This is a genomic window from Streptomyces sp. NPDC006552 (assembly GCF_040611655.1).
Classification (GTDB): domain Bacteria; phylum Actinomycetota; class Actinomycetes; order Streptomycetales; family Streptomycetaceae; genus Streptomyces.
The window spans coordinates 1-21,984 of record NZ_JBEXOS010000070.1 but is presented as its reverse complement, the minus strand read 5'-3'; the positions used below and the strand labels follow the sequence as shown (position 1 = coordinate 21,984).

Here is a 21,984-nt window from a genome sequence, read left to right as displayed (position 1 = left end):
TCCGTACCTGGGGTCCTACCGATAGGTTTTTCGATGAACCACCACCGCAAATCGAAAGGGTGATCCGTTGAGCCGCTCGGTTCTCGTCACCGGAGGAAACCGGGGCATCGGCCTCGCCATCGCCCGCGCGTTCGCTCAGGCCGGCGACCAGGTCGCGATCACGTACCGCTCGGGAGACCCGGCGGAGCTCGAGAAGCAGGGCTTCCTGGCCGTCAAGTGCGACATCACCGACACGGAGCAGGTGGAGCAGGCATACAAGGAGATCGAGGAGAAGCACGGCCCCGTCGAGGTCCTGGTCGCCAACGCCGGCGTCACCAAGGACCAGCTCCTCATGCGCATGTCCGAGGAGGACTTCACGTCCGTCCTCGACACCAACCTCACCGGCACCTTCCGGGTCGTCAAGCGGGCCAACCGCGGCATGCTGCGCGCCAAGAAGGGCCGCGTCGTGCTGATCTCCTCGGTCGTCGGCCTGCTCGGCTCGGCGGGGCAGGCGAACTACGCCGCCTCGAAGGCGGGGCTCGTCGGTTTCGCCCGCTCCCTCGCCCGTGAGCTGGGCTCGCGCAACATCACTTTCAACGTCGTCGCCCCCGGTTTTGTCGACACCGACATGACCCAGGCGCTCACCGACGAGCAGCGCACCGCCATCGTGTCGCAGGTGCCGCTCGGCCGGTACGCGCGGGTCGAGGAGATCGCCTCCGCGGTCAGCTTCCTCGCGTCCGACGACGCTTCGTACATCACTGGTGCCGTCATTCCCGTTGACGGCGGACTGGGAATGGGTCACTGAGCACGATGACGAACACGACTGGCATCCTCGAGGGCAAGAAGATCCTCATCACCGGTGTGCTGATGGAGTCCTCCATCGCCTTCCACGCCGCGAAGCTGGCCCAGGAGCAGGGCGCCGAGATCATCCTCACCGCGTGGCCGCGGCCGACGCTCACCGAGCGCATCGCCAAGAAGCTGCCCCGGCCCGAGAAGGTCAAGGTCCTCGAACTCGACGTCTCGAACGAGGAGCACCTCGCCCGCCTGGAGGGCCAGGTCCGTGAGCACCTGGGCGACCGGCTCGACGGCATCGTGCACTCCATCGGCTTCGCGCCGCAGGACGCGCTCGGCGGCAACTTCCTGAACACGCCGTTCGAGTCCGTCGCCACCGCGATGAACGTCTCCGCCTTCTCCCTGAAGTCGCTGACGATGGCGCTGCTGCCGCTGATGAGCGAGGGCGGGTCCGTCGTCGGCCTCACCTTCGACGCGCAGTTCGCCTGGCCGCAGTACGACTGGATGGGCCCGACCAAGGCGGCCCTGGAGGCCACCAGCCGCTACATGGCGCGCGACCTCGGCAAGCAGAACATCCGCTGCAACCTCGTCTCGGCCGGCCCGCTCGGATCCATGGCCGCCAAGTCGATCCCCGGCTTCAGCGAGCTGGCCGCGGTGTGGGACAGCCGTTCCCCGCTGGAGTGGAAGCTGGAGGACCCGGAGCCCGCGGGCCGCGGCATCGTCGCGCTCCTGTCGGACTGGTTCCCGAAGACCACCGGCGAGATCGTCCACGTGGACGGCGGCCTGCACGCGATCGGCGCCTGAATCACGCGTCCCCCGTTCGGCCCACCGGCCGGGCGGGGCGAAGGGGCCTTCCCGCACCCTGGGTGCGAGGAGGTCCCTTCCGTGCTCCTGTCCCACCGCCGGACCGCGCCCGCTCTCGCCGCCCTGGCCCTGCTGCTCGCCCTGCCGTGCGACGCGGCCTCCGACACCGCCAGGAACCGCGGCTACCCGCACGCGAGCGAGAACAGGCGCGAACTCTTCGGCTCCGGCTGCCGCGTCCTCGTCCACGGCACGCGCGCGAGCGCCACCTGCACCAACCCCTACCCCGCGGTGGACCGGATCGCGCTGCACGTCGAGTGCGACCCCTGGTGGGACATCGACACCGACACCGCGCCGGCCGAGGTCGGCCCCGCCGAGACCGTCCGCCTGGACGGCCGGTGCTGGAAGACCGTACGGACCGCCTGGGTCAGCCACCGGAAGGCGGAGTGAGCCGCCCGGGCCGGCACAGGAACGGATAGGACGCCGCCTCGGCCGCGGCCGCCTCCGCGTCGCCCTCGCGGATCGCGTCGACGAGGCGCGTGTGGTCCATGTGGTTCTCGGCGGTCAGCCGCTCGCCCACGTCCTCCCGCAGCCAGTCCCGCAGCACCTCGCCGAGGTCCGCGTACATCGCCGTCATCACGTCGTTGTGCGACGCGGCCACCACCGCCAGGTGGAACGTCGCGTCCGCCGTCACGAACGCCTCCGTGTCCCCCGCCTCCCACGCCTCCTCCCGCCGTACGTGCACGGCGTCGAGCTGCTTGAGGTCGCGCTCGGTGCGCCGCTCGGCGGCGAGCCGGGCCGCGCTCGACTCCAGCGTGGCGCGCAGCTCGGCGATGTGCCGCGGATCGGCGTCGGCGAACCGCCGCTGCATCACCCCGGCCAGCTCGCTGGTGGCCACGACGTACGTGCCCGAGCCCTGCCGGATGGCGAGCAGGCCGTTGTGCGCGAGGGCGCGCACCGCCTCACGCACCGTGTTGCGGGCGACGCCGAGCTGCTCGACCAGCTCCGGCTCGGTGGGGATGCGGGAGCCCACCGGCCACTCGCCCGAGGAGATCTGGGCGCGCAGCGCGGAGATGACCTGCTCGGACAGGGCCGAGCGCCCGGGAGGGGTCAGTGGCATCGGCGTTCCTTCGTCCTGGCTCGTACGTGACGCGAATCAATTGGACAGCCAATCATCCCATGATTCTAAGATGGGTCTCATGGCTAGTGAGGAAACACCGACCCCGACGATGGCACCACCGACCGCCGAGACCCCGATACCCGCCGAGCACACCGGGCCGGGCGCCGCCCCGCGCGCGTGGGCCGTGCGCCTGGTGACCGTCGGCATCGTCCTCGCCGCCCTGAACCTGCGCCCCGCCATCACCAGCCTCGGCGCCCTCCTCGAAGAGGTCCGCGACGGCCTCGGCATGAGCGGCACCGTCGCCGGGCTGCTCACCTCCGTGCCGCCGCTGTGCTTCGCGGTCTTCGGCGTCATGGCGCCGCGCCTCGCCCGGCGCTTCGGCGCGAGCGCCGTCGTCTGCGCCGGCATGGTGGCGATCGCCGCCGGGCTGATCATCCGCCCGTACACCGGCAGCACCGTCGGCTTCCTCGTCGCCAGCGCCCTCGCCCTCATGGGCATCGCCGTGAGCAACGTCCTGATGCCCGTCATCGTCAAGCGCTGGTTCCCCGACCGCGTCGGCTCCATGACCGGTCTCTACTCGATGGCCCTCGCGCTGGGCACCTCGCTCGCCGCCGCCACGACCGTGCCCCTGACCGACGCGCTCGGCGGCAACTGGCGGACCGGGCTCGTCGCGTGGGCCGTGCTCGGCGTCGCCGCCGTCCTTCCCTGGCTGCCGCTCGTCCGCCACCGGGGCGCGGGCCCCGCCGAACCGGCCCGCCCGGCCGCCGGGACCGGCGGTGGCGACGGACTGCGCATCACCCGCAGCCGCACCGCCTGGGCCCTCGCCGTCTTCTTCGGCCTCCAGGCCACGGCCGCGTACATCACGATGGGGTGGATGGCGCAGATCTTCCGCGACTCCGGCGTCTCCGCCTCGACCGCCGGCGTGCTGCTCGCCGTCGTCATGGCGATGGGCGTCCCGCTCGCCTTCGTCATCCCCCGCGTCGCCGCCCGCCTCACCCACCAGGGGCCGATCGTCATCACCCTCGGCCTGTGCGGCCTGGCCGGGTACGCGGGCCTGTACTTCGCGCCCTCCTCCGGCGCCTGGGCCTGGGCGGTCCTGCTCGGCATCTCCAACTGCGCCTTCCCGCTGGCCCTGACGATGGTCGGCATGCGCGCCCGCACCGGCGCCGGCGTCGCGAAGCTCTCCGCGTTCGCCCAGTCCACCGGCTACCTGATCTCGATCCCCGGACCGCTGCTCGTCGGCGTCCTGTACCAGCACAGCGGCGGCTGGGGCGCCCCGATCGCGCTGATGGCCGCGCTGATGGTGCCGCAGATCGTGGTGGGCGTCCTCGCCGGCCGCAACCGCACCATCGAGGACGAGGCCGCCACCTCCGCCCCGGCGTCCTGATCCGCGCGGACAGGTGCGACACTTGCCGCATGTCGCCTGTGCTCGAGCCGAACCCCCAGAACGGCCAGAAGAAGCTCCTGCTCGTGCTCGGCGCGATGCTGGCCGTCACCGTGATCGTGGCCGTCATCGCGACGCTCGCCTCGCCCTGACCCGGGCGCCCGCGCGGGGGTGGGGTTAACTCCACCATCCCCTAGGGGGCCAGTGTCAGGGTGAAGTGGGTGGATCACCGGATGGGCCGGGGCCCGCCGGATCCGTACCTTCGAAGTGGAGCCGAGAGCGTCGGCCACCGGACGAGGACGACGGACCACGGAGGATGCCATGTCGGCCCCCACGCACCCCCGGACCCACCCGTCGGCCGCGGGCCGCGCCGAGACCCGGCTTCCCTGGTGGGCGCTGCTGCTGCCCGCCGTCGCCTTCGCGGCGCTCCTGCTGCTGATCCTCAACCCGGCCGACGCCCAGGCCCCGGCGGGCGATCCGACCCTCGCGCACCTCGCGGAGCGGCTGAAGGAACTGGTCCTCGGCTAGACCCGTACTGCGGCCCGGCCCGTCCGGCCCCGTCGGGTGAGCCCGCCAACTCCCTGCGCCCCGCCGCCGCTTTCATGGGAAGCTGGGACGCATGAGCGTCGCAGAACCCCGCAGGATCGTCCTTTTCCGGCATGCGAAGGCGGACTGGCCTCAGGTCTCCGATCACGAGCGTCCGCTCGCGGAGCGCGGACGCAAGGACGCCCCGGTCGCCGGCCGCAAGCTCGCCGACTCCGGCATCCCCCTCGACCTGGCCCTCTGCTCGACCGCCGCGCGGACCCGGGAGACGTGGAAGCTGGCCGTCTCCGAACTTCCCGAGCGCCCCAGGACCGTCTACGAGGACCGGATCTACGAGGCGTCCCCCGGCGAGCTGATCGCGGTGCTGAACGAGACACCGGACGACGTCCGCTCCGCAGTCCTGGTCGGCCACAACCCGGGCGTCCAGGGCCTCGCCGACGTGCTCGGCGGCGAGGCCGAGCCGGACGCGGCCCGGCGGATGAGCCGGGCCGGCTTCCCGACCGCCGCGTTCGCCGTGCTGACCTTCACCGGCCCCTGGAAGTCCCTGGAGCCGGGCACCGCCCGGCTCGCCGACTTCTGGTCGCCGAACGGCTGAGGACGGCTCAGCCCTCCTGGGCGTCGGCCGCCTCGACCTCCTCGCGCGTGATGCCGAGCAGGTAGAGGACCGTGTCCAGGAACGGTACGTTCACCGCGGTGTGCGCGGCCTCGCGGACCACCGGCTTGGCGTTGAAGGCGACGCCGAGCCCGGCCGCGTTCAGCATGTCCAGGTCGTTGGCGCCGTCGCCGATCGCCACGGTCTGCGCCAGCGGGACCCCCGCCTCCGCGGCGAACCGGCGCAGCAGCCGCGCCTTGCCCGCCCGGTCCACGATCTCCCCGGTGACCTTGCCGGTGAGTTTGCCGTCGACGATCTCCAGGGTGTTGGCCTGCGCGAAGTCGAGCCCGAGCCGCTCCCGCAGATCGTCGGTGACCTGCGTGAACCCGCCCGAGACGACGCCCACCTGGTAGCCGAGGCGCTTGAGCGTACGGATCAGGGTGCGGGCGCCCGGCGTGAGCCGTACCTCGCTCCTGACCTTGTCCACGACCGACGCGTCGAGCCCGGCGAGCAGCGCCACGCGCGCGTGCAGCGACTGCTCGAAGTCCAGCTCGCCGCGCATCGCCGCGGCGGTCACCTCGGCGACCTGGTCCTCGCAGCCCGCGTGCGCCGCGAACAGCTCGATCACCTCGTCCTGGATGAGCGTCGAGTCGACGTCCATCACGACGAGCCGCTGGGCGCGCCGGTGCAGCCCCGCCGGGACGACGGCCATGTCCACGCCCAGCTCGGCGGCCGCGGTGGCGAGCGTGGTGCGCAGCTCCTCCGGATCGGTCCCGGAGACCGCGAACTCGACGGCGGTGACGGGGTACTTGGCGAGCCGGAAGATCCGGTCGATGTTGCCGCCGGTCCCGGTGATCGCGGCGGCGATCGCCGCGGTCGACTCGGCGGTGAGCGGATGGCCGAGCACGGTCGCCAGGGAACGGCCCACACCGCGGGGCCGGTTGTCACCGATCCCCGAGATGATCTCGGCCTGCATCCGCAGGGACTCCGCCCAGCTGTGGACGGTGGCCCGCAGCTCGCCCTCCAGACCGGCCGGGGGCTCGGTCACCAGGGCGCACAGGACGATACGGCCGCGGGTGACGACCTGCTCGATGTCGACGACGTCGACGGAGTAGGCGGCGAGGGTGTCGAAGAGCCCGGCGGTGATGCCGGGACTGTCCTTGCCGAAGATCTTGACCAGCAGGGTCGGGACGTCGGCCGGCACGGGCAGGTGTCCGTCGACGTTCGGGGCATCAGCGGGAGGCTGGGGCTGCGGAGCGCTCATGATGCCCTTACGTTATCGGGCCTGTGTACGGACGCGCGGTGGTGGTCCGCGTACCGGACAGAGCGGCCCCGCCCGGCTCCGCTCAGCGCTCGTCCCACTCCTCGCGGCGTCGCCGCCCGCCACCTTTCGGGCCCGGCGGGGGTGGCGGAGGCGGCGGTGGCGGGGGAGCGGGCGGGGTGGGCCACCCCCCGCTGCCCCCGGGCCGCCGCGGCGCGGCCACGGTGGGGTCACCGGCGCGCCCGGGACGCGGGGCGGCCCGGGGCGGCGCCTCCTGACGCCGGGTCTCCTGCTCGTGCGCCGGCCGGCCCCGCTCGGCCCGGCCGTCCGGCCCGGGAGGGCTGGGCCAGGTGACACGGGGCGGGGACGACCCCGGCCCGGACCCCGCCGGACGCGCCCCGGACCCACCACGCCCGGCCTGACGGGCCCCGGACCCGGATGCCCCGGTCCCGTACGACCGCAGATAGGGATTCGTGTCCGCGTTCGACGGCCGGTACGGGGGGCTCGGGTGGTACGGGCCCGTCGGGGCGGCGGGGCCCGGAGGTCCGCTGCTCCGGGTCCCCTCCGCCGCGGCGGCCAGAGGTGCCGCCCGCCGCCCCGCCGCCCCGCTCGCGCACGCCAGGAGCGCCCCGCCAGCCCCGGCCCCCGCGCCCCACGCGACACCCAGCAGCAACGCCATCCCCAGCTCTCCGTGCAACTCGACCCCCGCGTCGAACGCGTCGAGGCCGAGCACCGACAGGGACGCGTCCGCCGAGACGTCCGTCAGCCACCCCAGGAGCGGCAGCCCGAGCGCCGTCACCACGCCGAGCCGCACGGCGCACCGCCCGGCGAACCCCGCCGCGCCCCGCCCCGGCGCCCGCGGCGTCCGCACCGCCGTCAGCACCCCGGCGAACACCATCATCAGCGCCGCCGCGAGCGCCAACAGCCAGACCCGGCCGTCGAGTCCGGCCAGCCGCCCGAGCGTCACCGGCTGGTCGGACGAGACGCGCAGGAGGTCGTCGAGCGGGTCGGGGAGCAGCTTCACGAGCGCGCCCGCCGCCCGCCCGTCCCAGGGCACGAAGAGACCGAGCGGCACCCCGAGCCACACCCCGTTGGGCGCGCCGAGCAGCGCGGCGCCCGCGATCCGCTCGGGACGGTCGTCACCGGCCATCGCGTACGCGGCGGCGGCCAGACCGGCGAGGACCGCCACCAGCACCACGGTCACCAGCGCCGACGCGGCGGGCCGCACCAGCCGGTGGACCGGCGCGAGGGCGCGCGGCAGGGGAGTGCGGCGGGAGGCGAGCAGCGCGATCAGCAGCACCCCGGCCGCGAACGCCGCACCGCCCAGCAGCGTGGCACCCGTCTGCACGGTGAAACCGACGGAGGCCTTCGCGTCCGCGAGATCGCCGAGCCGGTCGGGGAGCAGCCCCCCGATGCCGCCGGGCAGCCGGTCCTCGACGCCGTCCGGCAGACCTCCCGCGCCCGGAGCGGCGTCAAGGCCCAGCTTCGCGCCGTCAATCGTGATGAGGTCGTGACCCGCCCAGGCGAGGCCGCCCAGCATCGCCACGAACAGCACCACCACGGTGCCCGCGCGCGCCACCAGCTCCCCGGCCGGGACCTCAACTCCCCGCGCCCGCAGGGAACGTAGGAAGAACCAGCTCATCAGGAGCGCGCCCACCAGGCTCACGCCCAGCGGCGTGACAGCGATCGCGGTGTGCGCCTGCGCGCCGTCCAGGCCGAAGGCCGACACGTCGCCGGACGGCGTCACGCGGCCGCCGGCGCCGACGGCCACCACCGCGGCGGTCATCGGCCCGAGCGACCCGGCCGAATCCGCCCGCAGCAGATGCAGCCCGAGCGCCGCGACGCCCGCCATCCCGACAAAGGCCCAGCTCACCGCGGCGATGGCCGAAAGCAGCACATCGGCCACGGGTACATCCCCGCGCCGGTTCGTGTCGTGGCCGGTCTCCATCAGGACCCCCCGATCCGTACCGCGTCGCCCCGGATACCCCCTTTGCGCATGATCCGTAGGGAGTTGTGGGCGCTTACCACTCTCCGGGGCCGTTTCTGCCACGTCAACGGCGCGGGCGCCGAGGCTGCCCGGGAGTCTTCACAACCTCCGCCGCAAGGCCCGACTTTCGGTCACAGGGGCGTTCCTGAAATAGTTCCTCACGATGTTCGACATCCCTAGACTCCCCATGACGGGGCACAACTCGGGGGACAACTCAGTGGGGCTGGAGTGCCTGAACTCGTACTGGAACTGAATGGCAGAACCTGGACGCTCGACCCGTCCAGGTCGTACACCCTCGGACGCGATCCGCAGGGCGACATCGCGCTCGACGACGCGCGAGTCTCGTGGCGGCACGCCACGATCAGCTGGAGCGGCCGCGGCTGGGTCATCGAGGACCACGGCTCGACCAACGGCACCTACGTGCAGGGCCGGCGGATCCATCAGCTGGAGATCGGCCCCGGCACGGCGGTGCACCTGGGCAACGCGACCGACGGCCCGCGCGTGGACGTGCGGGGCAGCGCCCAGGCCGCCGCCGTGGCCCCGCCGCAGCAGGCACAGCAGCAGGCCGCGGGGCTCGCGCAGCAGCCACCGCCGCAGCAGCAGCCGGCGGCCGGTGCGCCCGGCTGGCAACAACAGCCGCAGATGCCGCAGCAGCACCAGCAGCAGGCGTGGCAGCAGCCGCCGGTGCAGAAGGTGCCGAACCAGCAGGGCCCCGGCGGCGTCGCGGGGGCTCCGCCGGTCTACGGCGACCGCAGCCCGACCACGTTCCACCAGTTCTCGCTCGGCCGCGTCATGCGCATCGGCCGCGCGCTCGAGAACGAGCTGGTCGTCTCGGACCTCCAGGTCTCGCGGCTGCACGCCGAGTTCCACGCGACCCCCGACGGCCGCTGCGAGATCCGCGACCTCGGCTCGCACAACGGCACGTACGTCAACGGCCAGCCGATGGCCAAGGGTGGCTCCGCGCTGCTCGGCCCGAACGACATCGTCAGCGTCGGCCACTCGACGTTCCGGCTCGTCGGCGACCGCCTCGAAGAGTTCGTCGACACCGGCGAGGTCTCCTTCTCCGCCCGGCACCTGACGGTCACCGTCGACGGCGGCAAGCAGATCCTCAAGGACGTCTCCTTCGGCGTCCCCGAGAAGTCGCTGATCGCCGTGATCGGCCCCTCGGGCTCGGGGAAGTCGACGCTCCTGAAGGCGCTCACGGGCTACCGCCCGGCCAACGAGGGCGACGTCCTCTACGACAACCGCAACCTCTACAAGCAGTTCGCCGAGCTGCGCCAGCGCATCGGTCTGGTCCCGCAGGACGACATCCTGCACAAGGAGCTGACCGTCAAGAAGGCGCTCAAGTACGCCGCCAAGCTCCGCTTCCCCGCGGACACCAGCGTGCAGGAGCGCCAGCAGCGCATCGACGAGGTGCTGCGCGAGCTGAAGCTGGACATCCACAAGGAGAAGAAGGTCACCTCCCTCTCCGGTGGCCAGCGCAAGCGCGTCTCCGTCGCCCTGGAGCTGCTGACGAAGCCGTCGCTGATCTTCCTGGACGAGCCGACCTCCGGCCTCGACCCGGGCATGGACCGCGACGTCATGCAGTTGCTGCGCGGCCTCGCCGACGACGGCCGCACGGTCCTCGTCGTCACCCACTCCGTGGCCGAGCTGGCGATCTGCGACAAGCTGCTCGTGATGGCACCGGGCGGCTCGGTGGCGTACTTCGGCCCGCCGGAGGAAGCGCTCAACTTCTTCGGCTACGAGACCTGGGCCGACGTCTTCTCGGCGTTCGAGAACTACCGCGACTACGACTGGGCGGGCCGCTGGAAGGGCTCGCAGCACTACCAGATGTACGCCGCCGACATCGACGCGGTAGCCGCCCAGCCGGTGCAGATGCCGCCGCCCGCCGCGATGAAACCGCCCAAGCCGCAGCCCTGGGGCGCCCAGCTCGTCACGCTGATCCGCCGCTATGTGTCGGTGATCGCCTCCGACCGGGGCTTCCTGGGGCTGATGGTGATCCTGCCCGCGGTCCTCGGCATCGTCTCCGTGGTGATCCCGGCCGACTTCGGTCTGGCGCCGCCCAAACCGCCCTCGAAGTTCAACGGCGACGCGGGCACGATCATGCTGATCATCGCGGTCGGCATGTGCTTCTCGGCCGCGGCCAACTCGGTCCGCGAGCTGATCAAGGAGCGGGTCATCTACGAGCGGGAGCGCGCCACCGGCCTGTCCCGCTCCGCGTACCTGATGTCCAAGGTCATCGTCCTCGGCGTCATCACCGCCATCCAGGGCGTCATCATCTGCGCCATCGGCTTCTTCCCGCGGGACCTTCCGAAGGAAGGGCTGCTGATGCCGCCGGCGCTGGAGCTGTGCATCTCGATCATCGCGCTCGGCTTCACGTCGATGATGTTCGGCCTGGTCATCTCCTCGCTGGTGAAGACCGCGGAGAAGACGATGCCGCTGCTGGTCATGTTCGCCATCGTGCAGGTCGTCTTCACCGGCGTCCTCTTCCAGATCTACGGATCGATCGGCCTGGAGCAGTTCGCCTGGCTGATGCCCTCGCGCTGGGCGATCGGCGCCGCCGGGGCCACGCTCGACCTCGCGCACCTGATGCCGCCGTGGGACCCGAAGAACCCGGGCGACCTCGACCCGCTGTGGGAGCACTCGGTCGCGCAGTGGGGCATCAACCTCACGGTGCTGGTCGCGCTCGGCGTGCTCTGCGGCTTCGCGGTCGCGCGCCTGCTGCGCCGCCACGAGCCCGAGGTCATGCGCAAGTAACGGCACCTGTCCCACCCGTACGCCAGTGAAGGGCGGCACCCTCGTCGGGGTGCCGCCCTTCACTGGCATGGGGGTCTTCAGCGGGTTCCGGACCCAGAGGTCCCTGCAATGAGTCTCAGGACGCGCCGGTCACCGGGGCTCAGTACGCGCTGTCCACGTTGTCGATGGAGCCGTACGTGGCGGCCGCGTAGTTCGCGGCGGCCGTGATGTTGGCGACCGGGTCGTAGATGTTCGTCGAGGTGCCCTCGACGTGGTACGTGTCGAACGTCGGCTGGATGACCTGCAGCAGGCCGATCGAGGGCGTGCCGTTCTGGGCGTTGATGTCCCAGCCGTTCATCGCGTTCGGGTTGCCCGTGGACTCGCGCATGATGTTGCGGTAGAGCCCGTCGTACGAACCCGGGATGCCCTTGGCCTTCATGATGTCCAGGGACTGCTTGATCCAGCCGTCCAGGTTGTTGGCGTAGACCGGCGTGCGCGCGGCGGCACGGGAGGCGGCTTCCTTGGCCTCGCGCTCCTTCTGCGCCCTGGCGTCCGCGTCGGCCTTGGCCTTGGCGTCGGCCTTGGCCTTCGCGTCCGCGTCGGCCTTCGCCCTGGCCTCGGCGTCCGCCTTCTTCTTCGCCTCGGCCTCCTGCTGGGCCTTGAGCTTGGCCTCGGCCTGCTTGGCCTTCTCCGACGCGGTGGCCTGCTGGTCGGTCACGCTCGCCCGCACGTCCTTGATCTGCTGCGCGCCGGCGTTCGTCGTGTAGGCGACCGGGGCGGAGGAGACCGTCTCGGCCTGCGCCTGCGCGCCCTGGCCCGGGACCAGCGTCACCGCGAGGGCGGCGGCACCGAGAGCGGCGACACCGGCCATGGAGACCTTGTGGACGCGGGTCAGCTGACTATGGCCGGGGAAGCTGTGCTTGGACATGGGAGATGGGGACCTCTCGAAGAACGGGGCCGCTCGCCGGCAACCGGACGGGCCGTGTTTGGGACACGAGCGCCGTGGGTAGACCCGGACGGCGCTGAGCGACGGAGGCCATTCTTAGCGGCCGCAAAATTCCGTGGCAAAGGTGTGACGTACGAAGCGGGGTAGTGGGTTCGCGGCGCGGAAACGGCCGCCGGAGGCCGGTGCGAGACCCCCGGACCCCGCCCGGCCTCAGGACTCAGGACCCGGAGTCGTCCACTAGCGGCCTTCGTACGTGACGTGCGCCCTATGCGCGGCGTCACAGCGGGGCACCGCCGTTCTCACGTGCAGTTGCCATCGCAACGCACACGGTGAGGTGTCTCCTCCGTAGGGAGGAGACGAGCCCTCCCGGCCTCGTACCTCAGACAGAGCGGACCCGGTCCGCGGCACGGCGGGGGACCCGGCCGGACCCTTCGCCCTACGCCCACAGCCCTAGGCGCCTGCCGTCCGAGGTCGGATCCGCTCCGCAGCGCCCCGCCGGTACCGTGACGCCATGATGAGTCACGGCCCCCGCACAGGTCTGGCCGCGGTGAGCGCCGCGCTGCTGGCCATGAGCAGACATCTGGAGGTACGCGACGTCCTCAAGACGATCGTCGCCTCGGCACGCGAGCTGCTCGACGCCGAGTACGCGGCCCTCGGGGTCCCCGACGACCACGGCGGCTTCGCCCAGTTCGTCGTCGACGGCGTCAGCGAGGAACAGTGGAAGGCCATCGGCCCCCTGCCCCGCCAGCACGGCATCCTCGCCGCGATGCTCCACGACGCGCGCACGGAGCGCCTCGCCGACGTCCGCGAGGACCCCCGCTTCGAGGGCTGGCCCGCCGCCCACCCGGACATGTCCGACTTCCTCGGCCTGCCCATCAAGGACGACGACGAGACGATCGGCGCGCTCTTCCTCGCCAACAAGCGGTGCCCCCGGCCCCAGGGCGGCTGCGGCTTCACCCAGGAGGACGTGGAGCTGCTCCAGATCCTGGCCCAGCACGCCGCGATCGCCCTGACCAACGCCCGGCTCTACGAGCGCAGCCGCGAGCTCACCATCGCCGAGGAGCGCTCCCGGCTCGCCCACGAACTGCACGACGCCGTCAGCCAGAAACTGTTCTCGCTGCGGCTCACCGCCCAGGCCGCCGCCACGCTCGTGGACCGCGACCCGGCCCGCGCCAAGGACGAGCTGCGCCACGTCGTCGCACTCGCCGCCGAGGCCACCGAGGAGCTGCGCGCGGCCGTCGTGGAGCTGCGCCCCGCCGCCCTCGACGAGGACGGCCTGCTCGCCACCCTGCGGACGCACGTCCAGGTCCTCGACCGCGCCCACACCGCCCGCGTCACCTTCGCCGCCGCCGGCATCCGCGCCCTGCCCGCCGCCCAGGAGGAGGCGATGCTGCGCGTCGCCCAGGAGGCGCTGCACAACGCGCTGCGCCACTCCGGCGCGGAGCACGTCCAGGTGAGCGTGGACAGACGGGGCACCGGCGCCGCGCTCCGCGTCACCGACGACGGCGCGGGCTTCGACCCGAAGACGGTGCGCCGCGCGGGACGCCACCTGGGCCTGGTCTCCATGCGCGACCGGACCAGCGGCGTCGGCGGCCGGCTCACCGTGGAATCCGAGCCCGGCAAGGGCACCACCATCGACATGGAGGTCCCCGGTGGCTGAACCGATCAAAGTGCTTCTCGTCGACGACCACCAGGTCGTCCGCCGGGGCCTGCGCACGTTCCTGGAGGTGCAGGACGACATCGAGGTCGTCGGCGAGGCGGCGGACGGCGCCGAAGGGGTCGAGCGGGCCGGGGAGCTGCGCCCCGACGTCGTCCTCATGGACGTCAAGATGCCCGGCATGGACGGCATCGCCGCGCTGCGCAGACTCCGCGAACTGGGCAACCCCGCGCGCGTGCTGATCGTGACCAGCTTCACCGAGAAGCGCACGGTGGTCCCGGTCCTGCGCGCCGGAGCCGCCGGCTACGTGTACAAGGACGTCGACCCCGACGCCCTGGCCGGCGCCATCCGCTCCGTCCACGCGGGCCACATCCTGCTCCAGCCCGAGGTGGCCGACGCCCTGCTCTCCCAGGAGGAGACCGGCGGCGGCCAGGGCAGGGCCGGCTCCCTCACCGAGCGGGAGCGCGAGGTGCTCGGCCTGATCGCCGACGGCCGCTCCAACCGGGAGATCGCCCGCGCCCTCGTCCTCTCCGAGAAGACGGTGAAGACGCACGTGTCGAACATCCTGATGAAGCTCGACCTGGCGGACCGCACCCAGGCGGCCCTGTGGGCCGTACGGCACGGCGCCGCCGGCTGACGTACCCGCTCCGCGCACTACTGCGCCCCGGCAGGGGCGGTTCCCGGCCGGTGAGAGATTCATACTGTCGTGTATTCGTACCCCGTTCGGCGTATCCCGCCGGACGGGGGCGCGTTCTCCATGGCGTGCCGCGGCGGCTGGCCGCGGCGATCGCAAGGAGGATCCCGAAGTGAAGAACCTGAAGAAGGCCGCGGCTGTCACCCTCGTCGCCGGTGGTCTGGTCGCCGCCGGTGCCGGTCTCGCCTCCGCCACTGACGGTGCGCACGCGAACGGCAAGGCCGTCCACTCGCCGGGCGTCGGCTCGGGCAACCTGATCCAGGCCCCGATCCACATCCCGGTCAACGCCGTGGGCGACAGCGTGAGCGTCATCGGCGTGCTGAACCCCGCCTTCGGCAACGCCGGCTTCAACGGCTGACACAGGCCTCAGGGTCCCCAGGACCACCGGCCCCCGGGTGCTACGCCCCGGGGGCCGGAGCGCTGTCGGCCCGTCGCGGGTCCGTTGATCCGTTCGGGCGTATGCCGCTACCGCCCCGTTTCCCTCCGTCCGGCCCCGGCGTTGCTCACCGTGCGGCTCGCCTTTGGGGCCGAAACGCACCATCTGGAGGAACACTTCATATGCACATCGCCAAGAAGGCCGCTCTGGCCGTAGCCGTCGCCGGTATCGCCGCGGGCGCCTCGGCCGGTGCCGCCGTCGCCGACGCGGGCGCCGAGGGCGCGGCCACGACGTCCCCGGGCGTCATCTCCGGCAACCAGGCCCAGGTGCCGGTCCACATCCCGGTCAACGTCGTCGGCGACTCGGTCAACGTCATCGGTCTGCTGAACCCGACCTTCGGCAACACCGCGGCGAACGACTGACGTCCCGCAAGGCAGGCACACCGGAGCCCCGCGGCCATCAGGCCGCGGGGCTCCGGTCGGTCCGGCCCCGGCGCGGGCCCGTCCCTCACCCCCGCAGCTGCTCCTCCACATACGCGTTGTACGCCGCGACCTGCGCCCGCCGCGCCGTCCGCTCCACCGGCCGCAGCGCCACCGCCCGCGCCCCCATCTCCGAGGCGCTCACCGCCCCGCCGTGCCCGCTCTCGTACGCCAGCTCCACCAGCAGCCCCACCCGCTGCGCCAGCTCCAGCACGCGTACGGCCCGGGGCGGATAACCCGGGGCCAGCGCCTCACGGCCGCGCTCGGCCCGGGCCCGGTACGCGTCGACGGCCGCCTCCGCCAGCGGCCCGGAGCCCGCCACGTCCAGCCGGGTCAGCACCTGCGTGGCCTCCCGCAGGGCCTCCGCCAGCTCCCGCTCGGCCTCGCCCAGCGACGGGACGTCCGCGGGCGGCGCCTGGCGCACCGGCAGGCAGTGCCAGACCACCTCGACGTGGACGTCACCCTCCGGCCCGGCCTCGTACACCTCGGGGATCAGCCCGAGCGCCGCGCCCGTGCAGATGACCGCCTCCTCGGCGTCGACGGCCCGCGCGTTGAACTCCGGCGGCCCGCTCAGCCCCAGCGGGTGCCCGGGGGCGGGCAGCGCGATCCGCAGGCCGCCGACCCCGAGGGCGCGCAGCCGGCCGAGCGCCAGCGTCAGCCCGACAGGACCCGCCTCCCCGGGGATCCCCTCGACGCGGTGCACCGCGTCCTCCCCGACGATCGCGAGGGCCGCGTCGTCGGGCGCGACAAGACCGGCAAGAAGGGCGTTCCCCCATGCCGCGAGACGTCCAGAGCGTGGTTCCGAGAGCATGAGCCCCACCATAGAAGCTCCGTGGAACGCCAAAACCCCGGCCGATGGAATGGACCACCGGACCAGTGGCGTAGGTTTTCCCCAGGGGGCTGCGTCCAGCGCCGAACAGGCCGGACCTCAGGGACGCACGCGAGACGGCCGAGACTGCAATGGGAGACAACGCGCTCATGAGCGATGTGCTGGAGCTGGAGGACGTATCCGTGGTCCGCGAGGGCCGGGCTCTGGTGGACCAGGTCTCCTGGTCGGTGAAGGAGGGGGAGCGCTGGGTCATCCTCGGACCGAACGGCGCGGGCAAGACCACCCTCCTGAACATCGCCTCGAGCTACCTCTTCCCGAGCAGCGGTTCCGCCACCATCCTCGGCGAGACCCTCGGCCGGCCCGGCACGGACGTGTTCGACCTGCGCCCGCGCATCGGCATCGCCGGCATGGGCCTCGCCGAGAAGCTGCCCAAGCGCCAGACGGTCCTGCAGACCGTGCTCACCGCCGCCTACGGCATGACCGCCGGCTGGCAGGAGAAGTACGAGGACATCGACGAGCAGCGCGCCCGCGCCTTCCTCGACCGCCTCGGCATGAGCGAGTACCTGGACCGCAAGTTCGGCACGCTCTCCGAGGGCGAGCGCAAGCGCACCCTCATCGCCCGCGCGCTCATGACCGACCCCGAGCTGCTCCTCCTCGACGAGCCCGCCGCCGGTCTCGACCTCGGCGGCCGCGAAGACCTCGTCCGCCGCCTCGGCCGCCTCGCCCGCGACCCGATCGCCCCCTCGATGATCATGGTCACGCACCACGTCGAGGAGATCGCCCCGGGCTTCACCCACGTCCTGATGATCCGTCAGGGCCAGGTCCTCGCCGCCGGCCCGCTGGAGCTGGAGCTGACTTCCCGCAACCTCTCGCGCTGCTTCGGCCTCCCCCTCGTCGTCGAGCAGCGGGCCGACCGCTGGAGCGCCACCGGCCTCCCCCTCGGCTGACCCGCGCACCCGGCCGGCCCGGGGGCCCGATCGTCCCCTGTCGGCACGGTGGTCCGCCGATCTACCATGGCCATGTGGCAGACATAGACGCTTGGGTGTGGTGGCTGATCGGGGCGGTCGCGCTCGGAATCCCGCTCGTCATCACCGCCATGCCCGAACTGGGCATGCTCTCCGCGGGCGCCGTCGCCGGAGCCGTGACGGCCGGGCTCGGCGGGGGAGCCGTCCTCCAGGTCGTGGTCTTCGCCGTCGTCTCCTGCGCGCTGATCGCCGTCGTACGCCCCATCGCGGTACGTCAGCGCCGCCAGAATCCGACCCTGGCCACCGGCATCGACGCCCTCAGGGGCAGACAGGCCACCGTCGTCGAGCGCGTCGACGCGAGCGGCGGACGGATCAAGCTCGGCGGCGAGATCTGGTCCGCCCGCACCCTCGACGGCGACGCGGCGTACGAACCGGGCCGGCAGGTCGACGTGGTCGACATCGAGGGAGCGACAGCGATCGTCATCTGAGTCCGCGGGTGACCTGAACTCGCCCCGCCGGATGGGTGGTTCTGACAGACTCGACCAGCACGATCTCATGATCTTCCGACGCGACGGCGCCGGAGGGACAACCGCACGAAGGGCACGGGAGACGCGATGTCAGCGATCATCATCGTCCTGATCATTCTGGTGGTGTTGGTCTTCATCGCCCTGATCAAGACCATCCAAGTCATCCCGCAGGCGAGCGCGGCCATCGTGGAGCGGTTCGGCCGGTACACCCGCACACTGAACGCGGGCCTGAACATCGTCGTCCCCTTCATCGACTCCATCCGCAACCGCATCGACCTGCGCGAACAGGTGGTGCCGTTCCCGCCGCAGCCGGTGATCACCCAGGACAACCTCGTCGTCAACATCGACACCGTCATCTACTACCAGGTGACCGACGCGCGGGCGGCCACCTACGAGGTCGCCAGCTACATCCAGGCCATCGAGCAGCTCACGGTGACGACCCTGCGCAACATCATCGGCGGCATGGACCTGGAACGGACCCTGACCTCCCGCGAGGAGATCAACGCGGCGCTGCGCGGCGTCCTCGACGAGGCCACCGGCAAGTGGGGCATCCGCGTCAACCGCGTCGAGCTCAAGGCGATCGAGCCGCCCACCTCCATCCAGGACTCGATGGAGAAGCAGATGCGCGCCGACCGTGACAAGCGCGCCGCGATCCTCACCGCGGAGGGCATCCGCCAGTCCCAGATCCTCACCGCCGAGGGCGAGAAGCAGTCCGCGATCCTGCGGGCCGAGGGTGAGGCCAAGGCGGCGGCCCTGCGCGCCGAGGGCGAGGCGCAGGCCATCCGTACGGTCTTCGAGTCCATCCACGCCGGGGACGCGGACCAGAAGCTCCTCGCCTACCAGTACCTCCAGATGCTGCCGAAGATCGCCGAGGGCGACGCCAACAAGCTCTGGATCGTCCCCAGCGAGATCGGCGACGCGCTCAAGGGGCTGAGCGGCGCCATGGGCAACTTCGGGCCGATGGCCGGCGGCCCCGCCCCGGCCGCCGCGAAGGAGCGCCGGGAGACACCCCCCATCGACTGAACGCGCCGGACAGAGCGGAGCGGGCCGCCGACCATGAGGTCGGCGGCCCGTCTGCGTACGGTCCGCTCCGGCTACGCCGCGGCCTTCTGCTGCCGGCCCAGCCACCCGGGCAGCGCCGCCTGCTCGTCCGCCCCCAGGGAGAACAGCATCGCGTCCGCCGGGGTCGGCTCGAACGGCTGCCTGAGCAGCGGCATTCCCGCCTGCTCCGGCGTCCGGTCCGCTTTGCGGTGATTGTCCTCGGCGCAGGACGCCACCGTGTTCAGCCAGGCGTCCGCGCCCCCCTGCGACCGCGGCACCACGTGGTCCACGGTCGTCGCCCGCCGCCCGCAGTACGCGCACCGGTGACGGTCCCGGATGAGCACCCCGCGCCTGGACCACGGCGCGCGTCTTCGGAACGGCACCCGCACGTATCTGCAGAGTCTGATCACCCGCGGCACCGGAAGATCGAGCGCCGCTCCGCGCATGCGTAGCTCGGGGTGGGCCTGCTCGACGACCGCCTTGTCCTGCAGCACCAGCACGACGGCTCGGTTCAGCGTCACCGTCGAGAGCGGCTCGAAGCTCGCGTTCAGCACCAATGTGTCCCGCACCCTGCCCACCTCCCGTACGCAACGGATCACCCCTCGGCGTCCGTGCGTCAACTCTGGCCGCGCCCGCCGAGATGGACAACGCAATAAAAAATGCCCGCCCCTGATCAATTCCAAGACCAGGAGCGGGCAAACGTCCGGTGAACGTCAACTCTCCGCGGGAGCCGCGTACTCGGCGACGACCTGCGCCCGCGCCAGCGTGTGGAACCGCAGGTTGAAGCCGACGACCGCCGGAGAGGCGTCGGAGTCGATCCCGAGCTTCTCCTGGTCCACCGCGTACACCGTGAAGACATAACGGTGCGCCGGGTCCCCGGCCGGCGGCGCGGCGCCCCCGAACTCCTTCGCCCCGTAGTCGTTGCGCACCTGGACGGCACCCTCGGGCAGGCCCTTGAACGCGCCGCTGCCCGCCCCGGCCGGCAGCTCCGTCACCGAGGCCGGGATGTCGAACAGGGACCAGTGCCAGAACCCGCTGCCGGTCGGCGCGTCCGGGTCGAAGCACGAGACGGCGAAGCTCTTGGTCTCCGCCGGGAAGCCCTCCCACCGCAACTGCGGCGACGTGTTCCCGCCCGCCTGGACCTGGGCGTCGTCGAGCACGCCACCCGGCTCGAAGTCCTCGCTCACCACGGTGAAGGACGGCACCTGCGGATGAAAGTCATGCGGCAACGGCGCCCGCTCGGGCTGCTCGGTCACGACGACACCTCCTGAATCACGGGTCTGTACTGCATCAAGGGTTCAGTCCCGGGTTCTACCGGAACCGACGTCCCAAACCCTAGAACCAGTTCTTCCGGCTGCCGACCTCCGACAGCCACTGGTGCAGATAAGCCGACCAGTCGGTGCCCTGGAAGTCGTGGTGCCCGACGACGAACGAGCGGAACGTGTCGCTGCCCTCACTGAACAGGCCGGGCTTCTTGTCCATCTCCAGGACGACGTCCATCTGCCGGTCGTCGGCCACGAAGCTCAGCTCCACCTGGTTGAGCCCCCGGTACTGCTGCGGCGGGAAGAACTCGATCTCCTGGTAGAACGGCAGCTGCTGGCGCGTGCCCCGGATGTGCCCACGCTCCATGTCCGCGCTCTTGAAGCGGAAGCCGAGCCCGATGAAGGCGTCCAGGATCGCCTGCTGCGACGGCAGCGGGTGCACGCTGATGGGGTCCAGGTCACCCGAGTCCACGGCCCGGGCGATCTCCAGCTCGGTGGTCACCCCGATGTTCATCCCGCGCAGCTGCTGGCCGTCGATGGTGGTGACCGGCGTCTCCCAGGGGATCTCCAGGCCGAAGGGGACCACATGCACCGCGTCCGCCTTCAGCTGGAACGCACCACCGAGCCGCACCTTGGTGAACTCGACGTCCTGCTTGTACTCCTGCTCCCCGCCCTCGACCTCGACCCGGGCCTGCAAGCCGACGGAGAGCCCCTCGATCTCCTGGTCCACGGACCCGCCCTGGATCCGGACCTCGCCCTGGACGACGCCTCCGGGCACGACATTGGCCTCGGTGAGCACCGTCTCGACGGATGCGCCGCCCGCACCCAGACTTGCCAACAGCCGCTTGAAGCCCATGACTCGATCTCCTCCGTAGGTGAACCGTGATCTCGCGACCACCGGACCAGCTGGTCCTGCTGACACAAACGCGGTTCACCGGCCACCGGTTCCGCACGTGCCCGCACCGGCCGTTCGGTTACCCTCGGACGGCATGATCGCGGCCCCTGACCGTACGCCCCTGACCCGCAAGTTCTTCGACCGCCCAGTGCTGGACGTCGCCCCCGACCTCCTGGGCCGCACGCTGGTGCACCACACCACGGCCGGCCCGATCGAGCTCCGTCTTACGGAGGTGGAGGCCTACGACGGCGCGAACGACCCCGGCTCCCACGCGTACAGAGGACAGACAGCGCGCAACAGCGTGATGTTCGGACCACCCGGACACGTGTACGTCTACTTCACCTACGGCATGTGGCACTGCATGAACCTCGTCTGCGGCCCCGCGGGCACGGCGAGCGGGGTTCTGTTGCGCGCCGGCCAGATCACCGAGGGCGCCGAACTCGCCCGCACCCGTCGGCTCTCGGCCCGCAAGGACAAGGAACTGGCCAAAGGCCCGGCCCGCCTCGCCACGGCCCTGGGCGTGGACCGCGCTCTCGACGGCACGGACGCCTGCGCCTCCGAGACCTCCCCGGTGAGGGTCCTGGAGGGCACTCCGGTCCCGGCTGACCAGGTACGCAGCGGCCCGCGCACCGGCGTCGGCGGCGAAGGCGGCGTCCACCCCTGGCGCTTCTGGATCGCGGACGACCCGACGGTGAGCCCGTACCGGGCCCATACGCCGCGGCGCCGACGAACTTGACGCGGTCTTGCGCGATCCGTAATGTGGTCCGAGCCGCTTGACCGGGTATGGCGTTCAGCCAGCAACCGGAAGCGGCCAAACCACTACTTACTCACGATCTCCCTTAGCGGGGTCCTTTTCGGCGTGCCTGCATGTCGAAATTCGAACTCGCGAAACTCAATTATGAGTCACCGGGGAAATCGGCTAACGTAGTGAACTCGCCGAAAGGCAAGGCCTCTCCAGCGGCCACCAGAAATGAATTCCGAACCGGAAGCGGAACGGAAAACGGATCTGGTAAGGTTGGAAACACCGAAGGGAAGCGCCCGGAGGAAAGCCACGAGAGAGTCTCTCGGGTGAGTACAAAGGAAGCGTCCGTTCCTTGAGAACTCAACAGCGTGCCAAA

Annotated in this window: 24 protein-coding genes; 16 read left to right on the top strand and 8 right to left on the bottom strand. The window is 71.6% G+C overall.

The window, feature by feature from the left end:
• The first annotated feature begins 67 nt into the window (after nucleotides 1-67).
• From fabG to ABZY33_RS30040, 3 genes are all read left to right on the top strand, one after another.
• The gene (gene fabG / locus ABZY33_RS30050; RefSeq protein ID WP_356494847.1) at nucleotides 68-784 is read left to right on the top strand and encodes a 3-oxoacyl-[acyl-carrier-protein] reductase; all 717 of its coding nucleotides are present in this window, start codon (nucleotides 68-70) and stop codon (nucleotides 782-784) included.
• 5 nt (nucleotides 785-789) lie between these two features.
• Nucleotides 790-1,575 carry an enoyl-ACP reductase FabI gene (gene fabI, locus ABZY33_RS30045; protein WP_356494846.1) on the top strand — a complete coding sequence of 262 codons (786 nt, stop codon included), beginning with the start codon at nucleotides 790-792 and terminating at the stop codon, nucleotides 1,573-1,575.
• 81 nt (nucleotides 1,576-1,656) lie between these two features.
• Nucleotides 1,657-2,022 carry a hypothetical protein gene (locus tag ABZY33_RS30040; protein ID WP_356494845.1) on the top strand — a complete coding sequence of 122 codons (366 nt, stop codon included), beginning with the start codon at nucleotides 1,657-1,659 and terminating at the stop codon, nucleotides 2,020-2,022.
• On the opposite strand, the gene ABZY33_RS30035 is transcribed toward ABZY33_RS30040, so the two are convergent.
• A complete protein-coding gene (locus tag ABZY33_RS30035; protein WP_356494844.1) occupies nucleotides 2,000-2,692 on the bottom strand; it encodes a FadR/GntR family transcriptional regulator in 693 nt (230 codons plus the stop codon). The genes ABZY33_RS30040 and ABZY33_RS30035 overlap by 23 nt on opposite strands.
• A 109-nt stretch (nucleotides 2,693-2,801) precedes the next feature.
• Here ABZY33_RS30035 and ABZY33_RS30030 point away from each other — a divergent pair, with 109 nt between their 5' ends.
• The 4 genes from ABZY33_RS30030 (at nucleotide 2,802) to ABZY33_RS30015 (ending at nucleotide 5,214) form a co-directional block, all read left to right on the top strand.
• Nucleotides 2,802-4,079, top strand: a complete 1,278-nt coding sequence (locus ABZY33_RS30030; RefSeq protein ID WP_356494866.1) for an MFS transporter — start codon at nucleotides 2,802-2,804, stop codon at nucleotides 4,077-4,079.
• Nucleotides 4,080-4,108: 29 nt separating this feature from the next.
• Complete coding sequence (locus ABZY33_RS30025) at nucleotides 4,109-4,228, top strand: SGM_5486 family transporter-associated protein (protein WP_356494843.1); 120 nt, start codon at nucleotides 4,109-4,111, stop codon at nucleotides 4,226-4,228.
• 169 nt (nucleotides 4,229-4,397) lie between these two features.
• Complete coding sequence (locus ABZY33_RS30020) at nucleotides 4,398-4,604, top strand: hypothetical protein (RefSeq protein WP_356494842.1); 207 nt, start codon at nucleotides 4,398-4,400, stop codon at nucleotides 4,602-4,604.
• A gap of 91 nt (nucleotides 4,605-4,695) precedes the next feature.
• Complete coding sequence (locus ABZY33_RS30015; protein ID WP_356494841.1) at nucleotides 4,696-5,214, top strand: histidine phosphatase family protein; 519 nt, start codon at nucleotides 4,696-4,698, stop codon at nucleotides 5,212-5,214.
• Between the two features lie 7 nt (nucleotides 5,215-5,221).
• On the opposite strand, the gene serB is transcribed toward ABZY33_RS30015, so the two are convergent.
• Entirely contained in the window at nucleotides 5,222-6,475 is a 1,254-nt protein-coding gene (gene serB / locus ABZY33_RS30010) for a phosphoserine phosphatase SerB (protein ID WP_356494840.1), read from the bottom strand.
• Between the two features lie 82 nt (nucleotides 6,476-6,557).
• Entirely contained in the window at nucleotides 6,558-8,420 is a 1,863-nt protein-coding gene (locus tag ABZY33_RS30005; RefSeq protein WP_356494839.1) for a streptophobe family protein, read from the bottom strand.
• Nucleotides 8,421-8,687: 267 nt separating this feature from the next.
• Here ABZY33_RS30005 and ABZY33_RS30000 point away from each other — a divergent pair, with 267 nt between their 5' ends.
• The gene (locus ABZY33_RS30000; RefSeq protein ID WP_356494838.1) at nucleotides 8,688-11,216 is read left to right on the top strand and encodes an FHA domain-containing protein; all 2,529 of its coding nucleotides are present in this window, start codon (nucleotides 8,688-8,690) and stop codon (nucleotides 11,214-11,216) included.
• 139 nt (nucleotides 11,217-11,355) lie between these two features.
• Here the strand turns inward: ABZY33_RS30000 and ABZY33_RS29995 are convergent, their stop codons facing one another.
• Nucleotides 11,356-12,123 carry a transglycosylase SLT domain-containing protein gene (locus ABZY33_RS29995; RefSeq protein WP_356494837.1) on the bottom strand — a complete coding sequence of 256 codons (768 nt, stop codon included), beginning with the start codon at nucleotides 12,121-12,123 and terminating at the stop codon, nucleotides 11,356-11,358.
• Nucleotides 12,124-12,655: 532 nt separating this feature from the next.
• On the opposite strand from ABZY33_RS29995, the gene ABZY33_RS29990 reads away from it, so the two are divergent.
• From ABZY33_RS29990 to ABZY33_RS29975, 4 genes are all read left to right on the top strand, one after another.
• Nucleotides 12,656-13,801: a GAF domain-containing sensor histidine kinase gene (locus ABZY33_RS29990; protein ID WP_356494865.1), complete on the top strand. Its 1,146-nt coding sequence runs from the start codon at nucleotides 12,656-12,658 to the stop codon at nucleotides 13,799-13,801.
• Nucleotides 13,794-14,435 (top strand): response regulator transcription factor, encoded by a 642-nt coding sequence (locus ABZY33_RS29985; RefSeq protein WP_356494836.1) that lies wholly within the window; start codon nucleotides 13,794-13,796, stop codon nucleotides 14,433-14,435. Before ABZY33_RS29990 ends, ABZY33_RS29985 begins: the two co-directional genes overlap by 8 nt.
• Before the next feature lie 169 nt (nucleotides 14,436-14,604).
• Complete coding sequence (gene chpE, locus ABZY33_RS29980; RefSeq protein ID WP_356494835.1) at nucleotides 14,605-14,850, top strand: chaplin ChpE; 246 nt, start codon at nucleotides 14,605-14,607, stop codon at nucleotides 14,848-14,850.
• A gap of 200 nt (nucleotides 14,851-15,050) precedes the next feature.
• The gene (locus tag ABZY33_RS29975; protein WP_356494834.1) at nucleotides 15,051-15,290 is read left to right on the top strand and encodes a chaplin; all 240 of its coding nucleotides are present in this window, start codon (nucleotides 15,051-15,053) and stop codon (nucleotides 15,288-15,290) included.
• A gap of 85 nt (nucleotides 15,291-15,375) precedes the next feature.
• On the opposite strand, the gene ABZY33_RS29970 is transcribed toward ABZY33_RS29975, so the two are convergent.
• The gene (locus ABZY33_RS29970; RefSeq protein WP_356494833.1) at nucleotides 15,376-16,158 is read right to left on the bottom strand and encodes a hypothetical protein; all 783 of its coding nucleotides are present in this window, start codon (nucleotides 16,156-16,158) and stop codon (nucleotides 15,376-15,378) included.
• A 167-nt stretch (nucleotides 16,159-16,325) separates the two neighbouring features.
• On the opposite strand from ABZY33_RS29970, the gene ABZY33_RS29965 reads away from it, so the two are divergent.
• From ABZY33_RS29965 to ABZY33_RS29955, 3 genes are all read left to right on the top strand, one after another.
• Nucleotides 16,326-17,123 carry an ABC transporter ATP-binding protein gene (locus ABZY33_RS29965; RefSeq protein WP_356494832.1) on the top strand — a complete coding sequence of 266 codons (798 nt, stop codon included), beginning with the start codon at nucleotides 16,326-16,328 and terminating at the stop codon, nucleotides 17,121-17,123.
• Nucleotides 17,124-17,197: 74 nt separating this feature from the next.
• Entirely contained in the window at nucleotides 17,198-17,629 is a 432-nt protein-coding gene (locus tag ABZY33_RS29960; RefSeq protein ID WP_356494831.1) for an NfeD family protein, read from the top strand.
• Between the two features lie 126 nt (nucleotides 17,630-17,755).
• Complete coding sequence (locus ABZY33_RS29955; RefSeq protein WP_356494830.1) at nucleotides 17,756-18,691, top strand: SPFH domain-containing protein; 936 nt, start codon at nucleotides 17,756-17,758, stop codon at nucleotides 18,689-18,691.
• Between the two features lie 71 nt (nucleotides 18,692-18,762).
• On the opposite strand, the gene ABZY33_RS29950 is transcribed toward ABZY33_RS29955, so the two are convergent.
• The 3 genes from ABZY33_RS29950 to ABZY33_RS29940 form a co-directional block, all read right to left on the bottom strand.
• Nucleotides 18,763-19,278, bottom strand: coding sequence for an HNH endonuclease (locus ABZY33_RS29950; RefSeq protein ID WP_356494829.1), 516 nt, complete (start codon nucleotides 19,276-19,278; stop codon nucleotides 18,763-18,765).
• 144 nt (nucleotides 19,279-19,422) lie between these two features.
• Entirely contained in the window at nucleotides 19,423-19,965 is a 543-nt protein-coding gene (locus tag ABZY33_RS29945; protein ID WP_356494828.1) for a YbhB/YbcL family Raf kinase inhibitor-like protein, read from the bottom strand.
• 79 nt (nucleotides 19,966-20,044) lie between these two features.
• Nucleotides 20,045-20,827, bottom strand: coding sequence for a sporulation protein (locus tag ABZY33_RS29940; protein ID WP_356494827.1), 783 nt, complete (start codon nucleotides 20,825-20,827; stop codon nucleotides 20,045-20,047).
• Between the two features lie 133 nt (nucleotides 20,828-20,960).
• On the opposite strand from ABZY33_RS29940, the gene ABZY33_RS29935 reads away from it, so the two are divergent.
• Nucleotides 20,961-21,602, top strand: a complete 642-nt coding sequence (locus ABZY33_RS29935; protein WP_356494826.1) for a DNA-3-methyladenine glycosylase — start codon at nucleotides 20,961-20,963, stop codon at nucleotides 21,600-21,602.
• Nucleotides 21,603-21,984 lie beyond the last annotated feature (382 nt).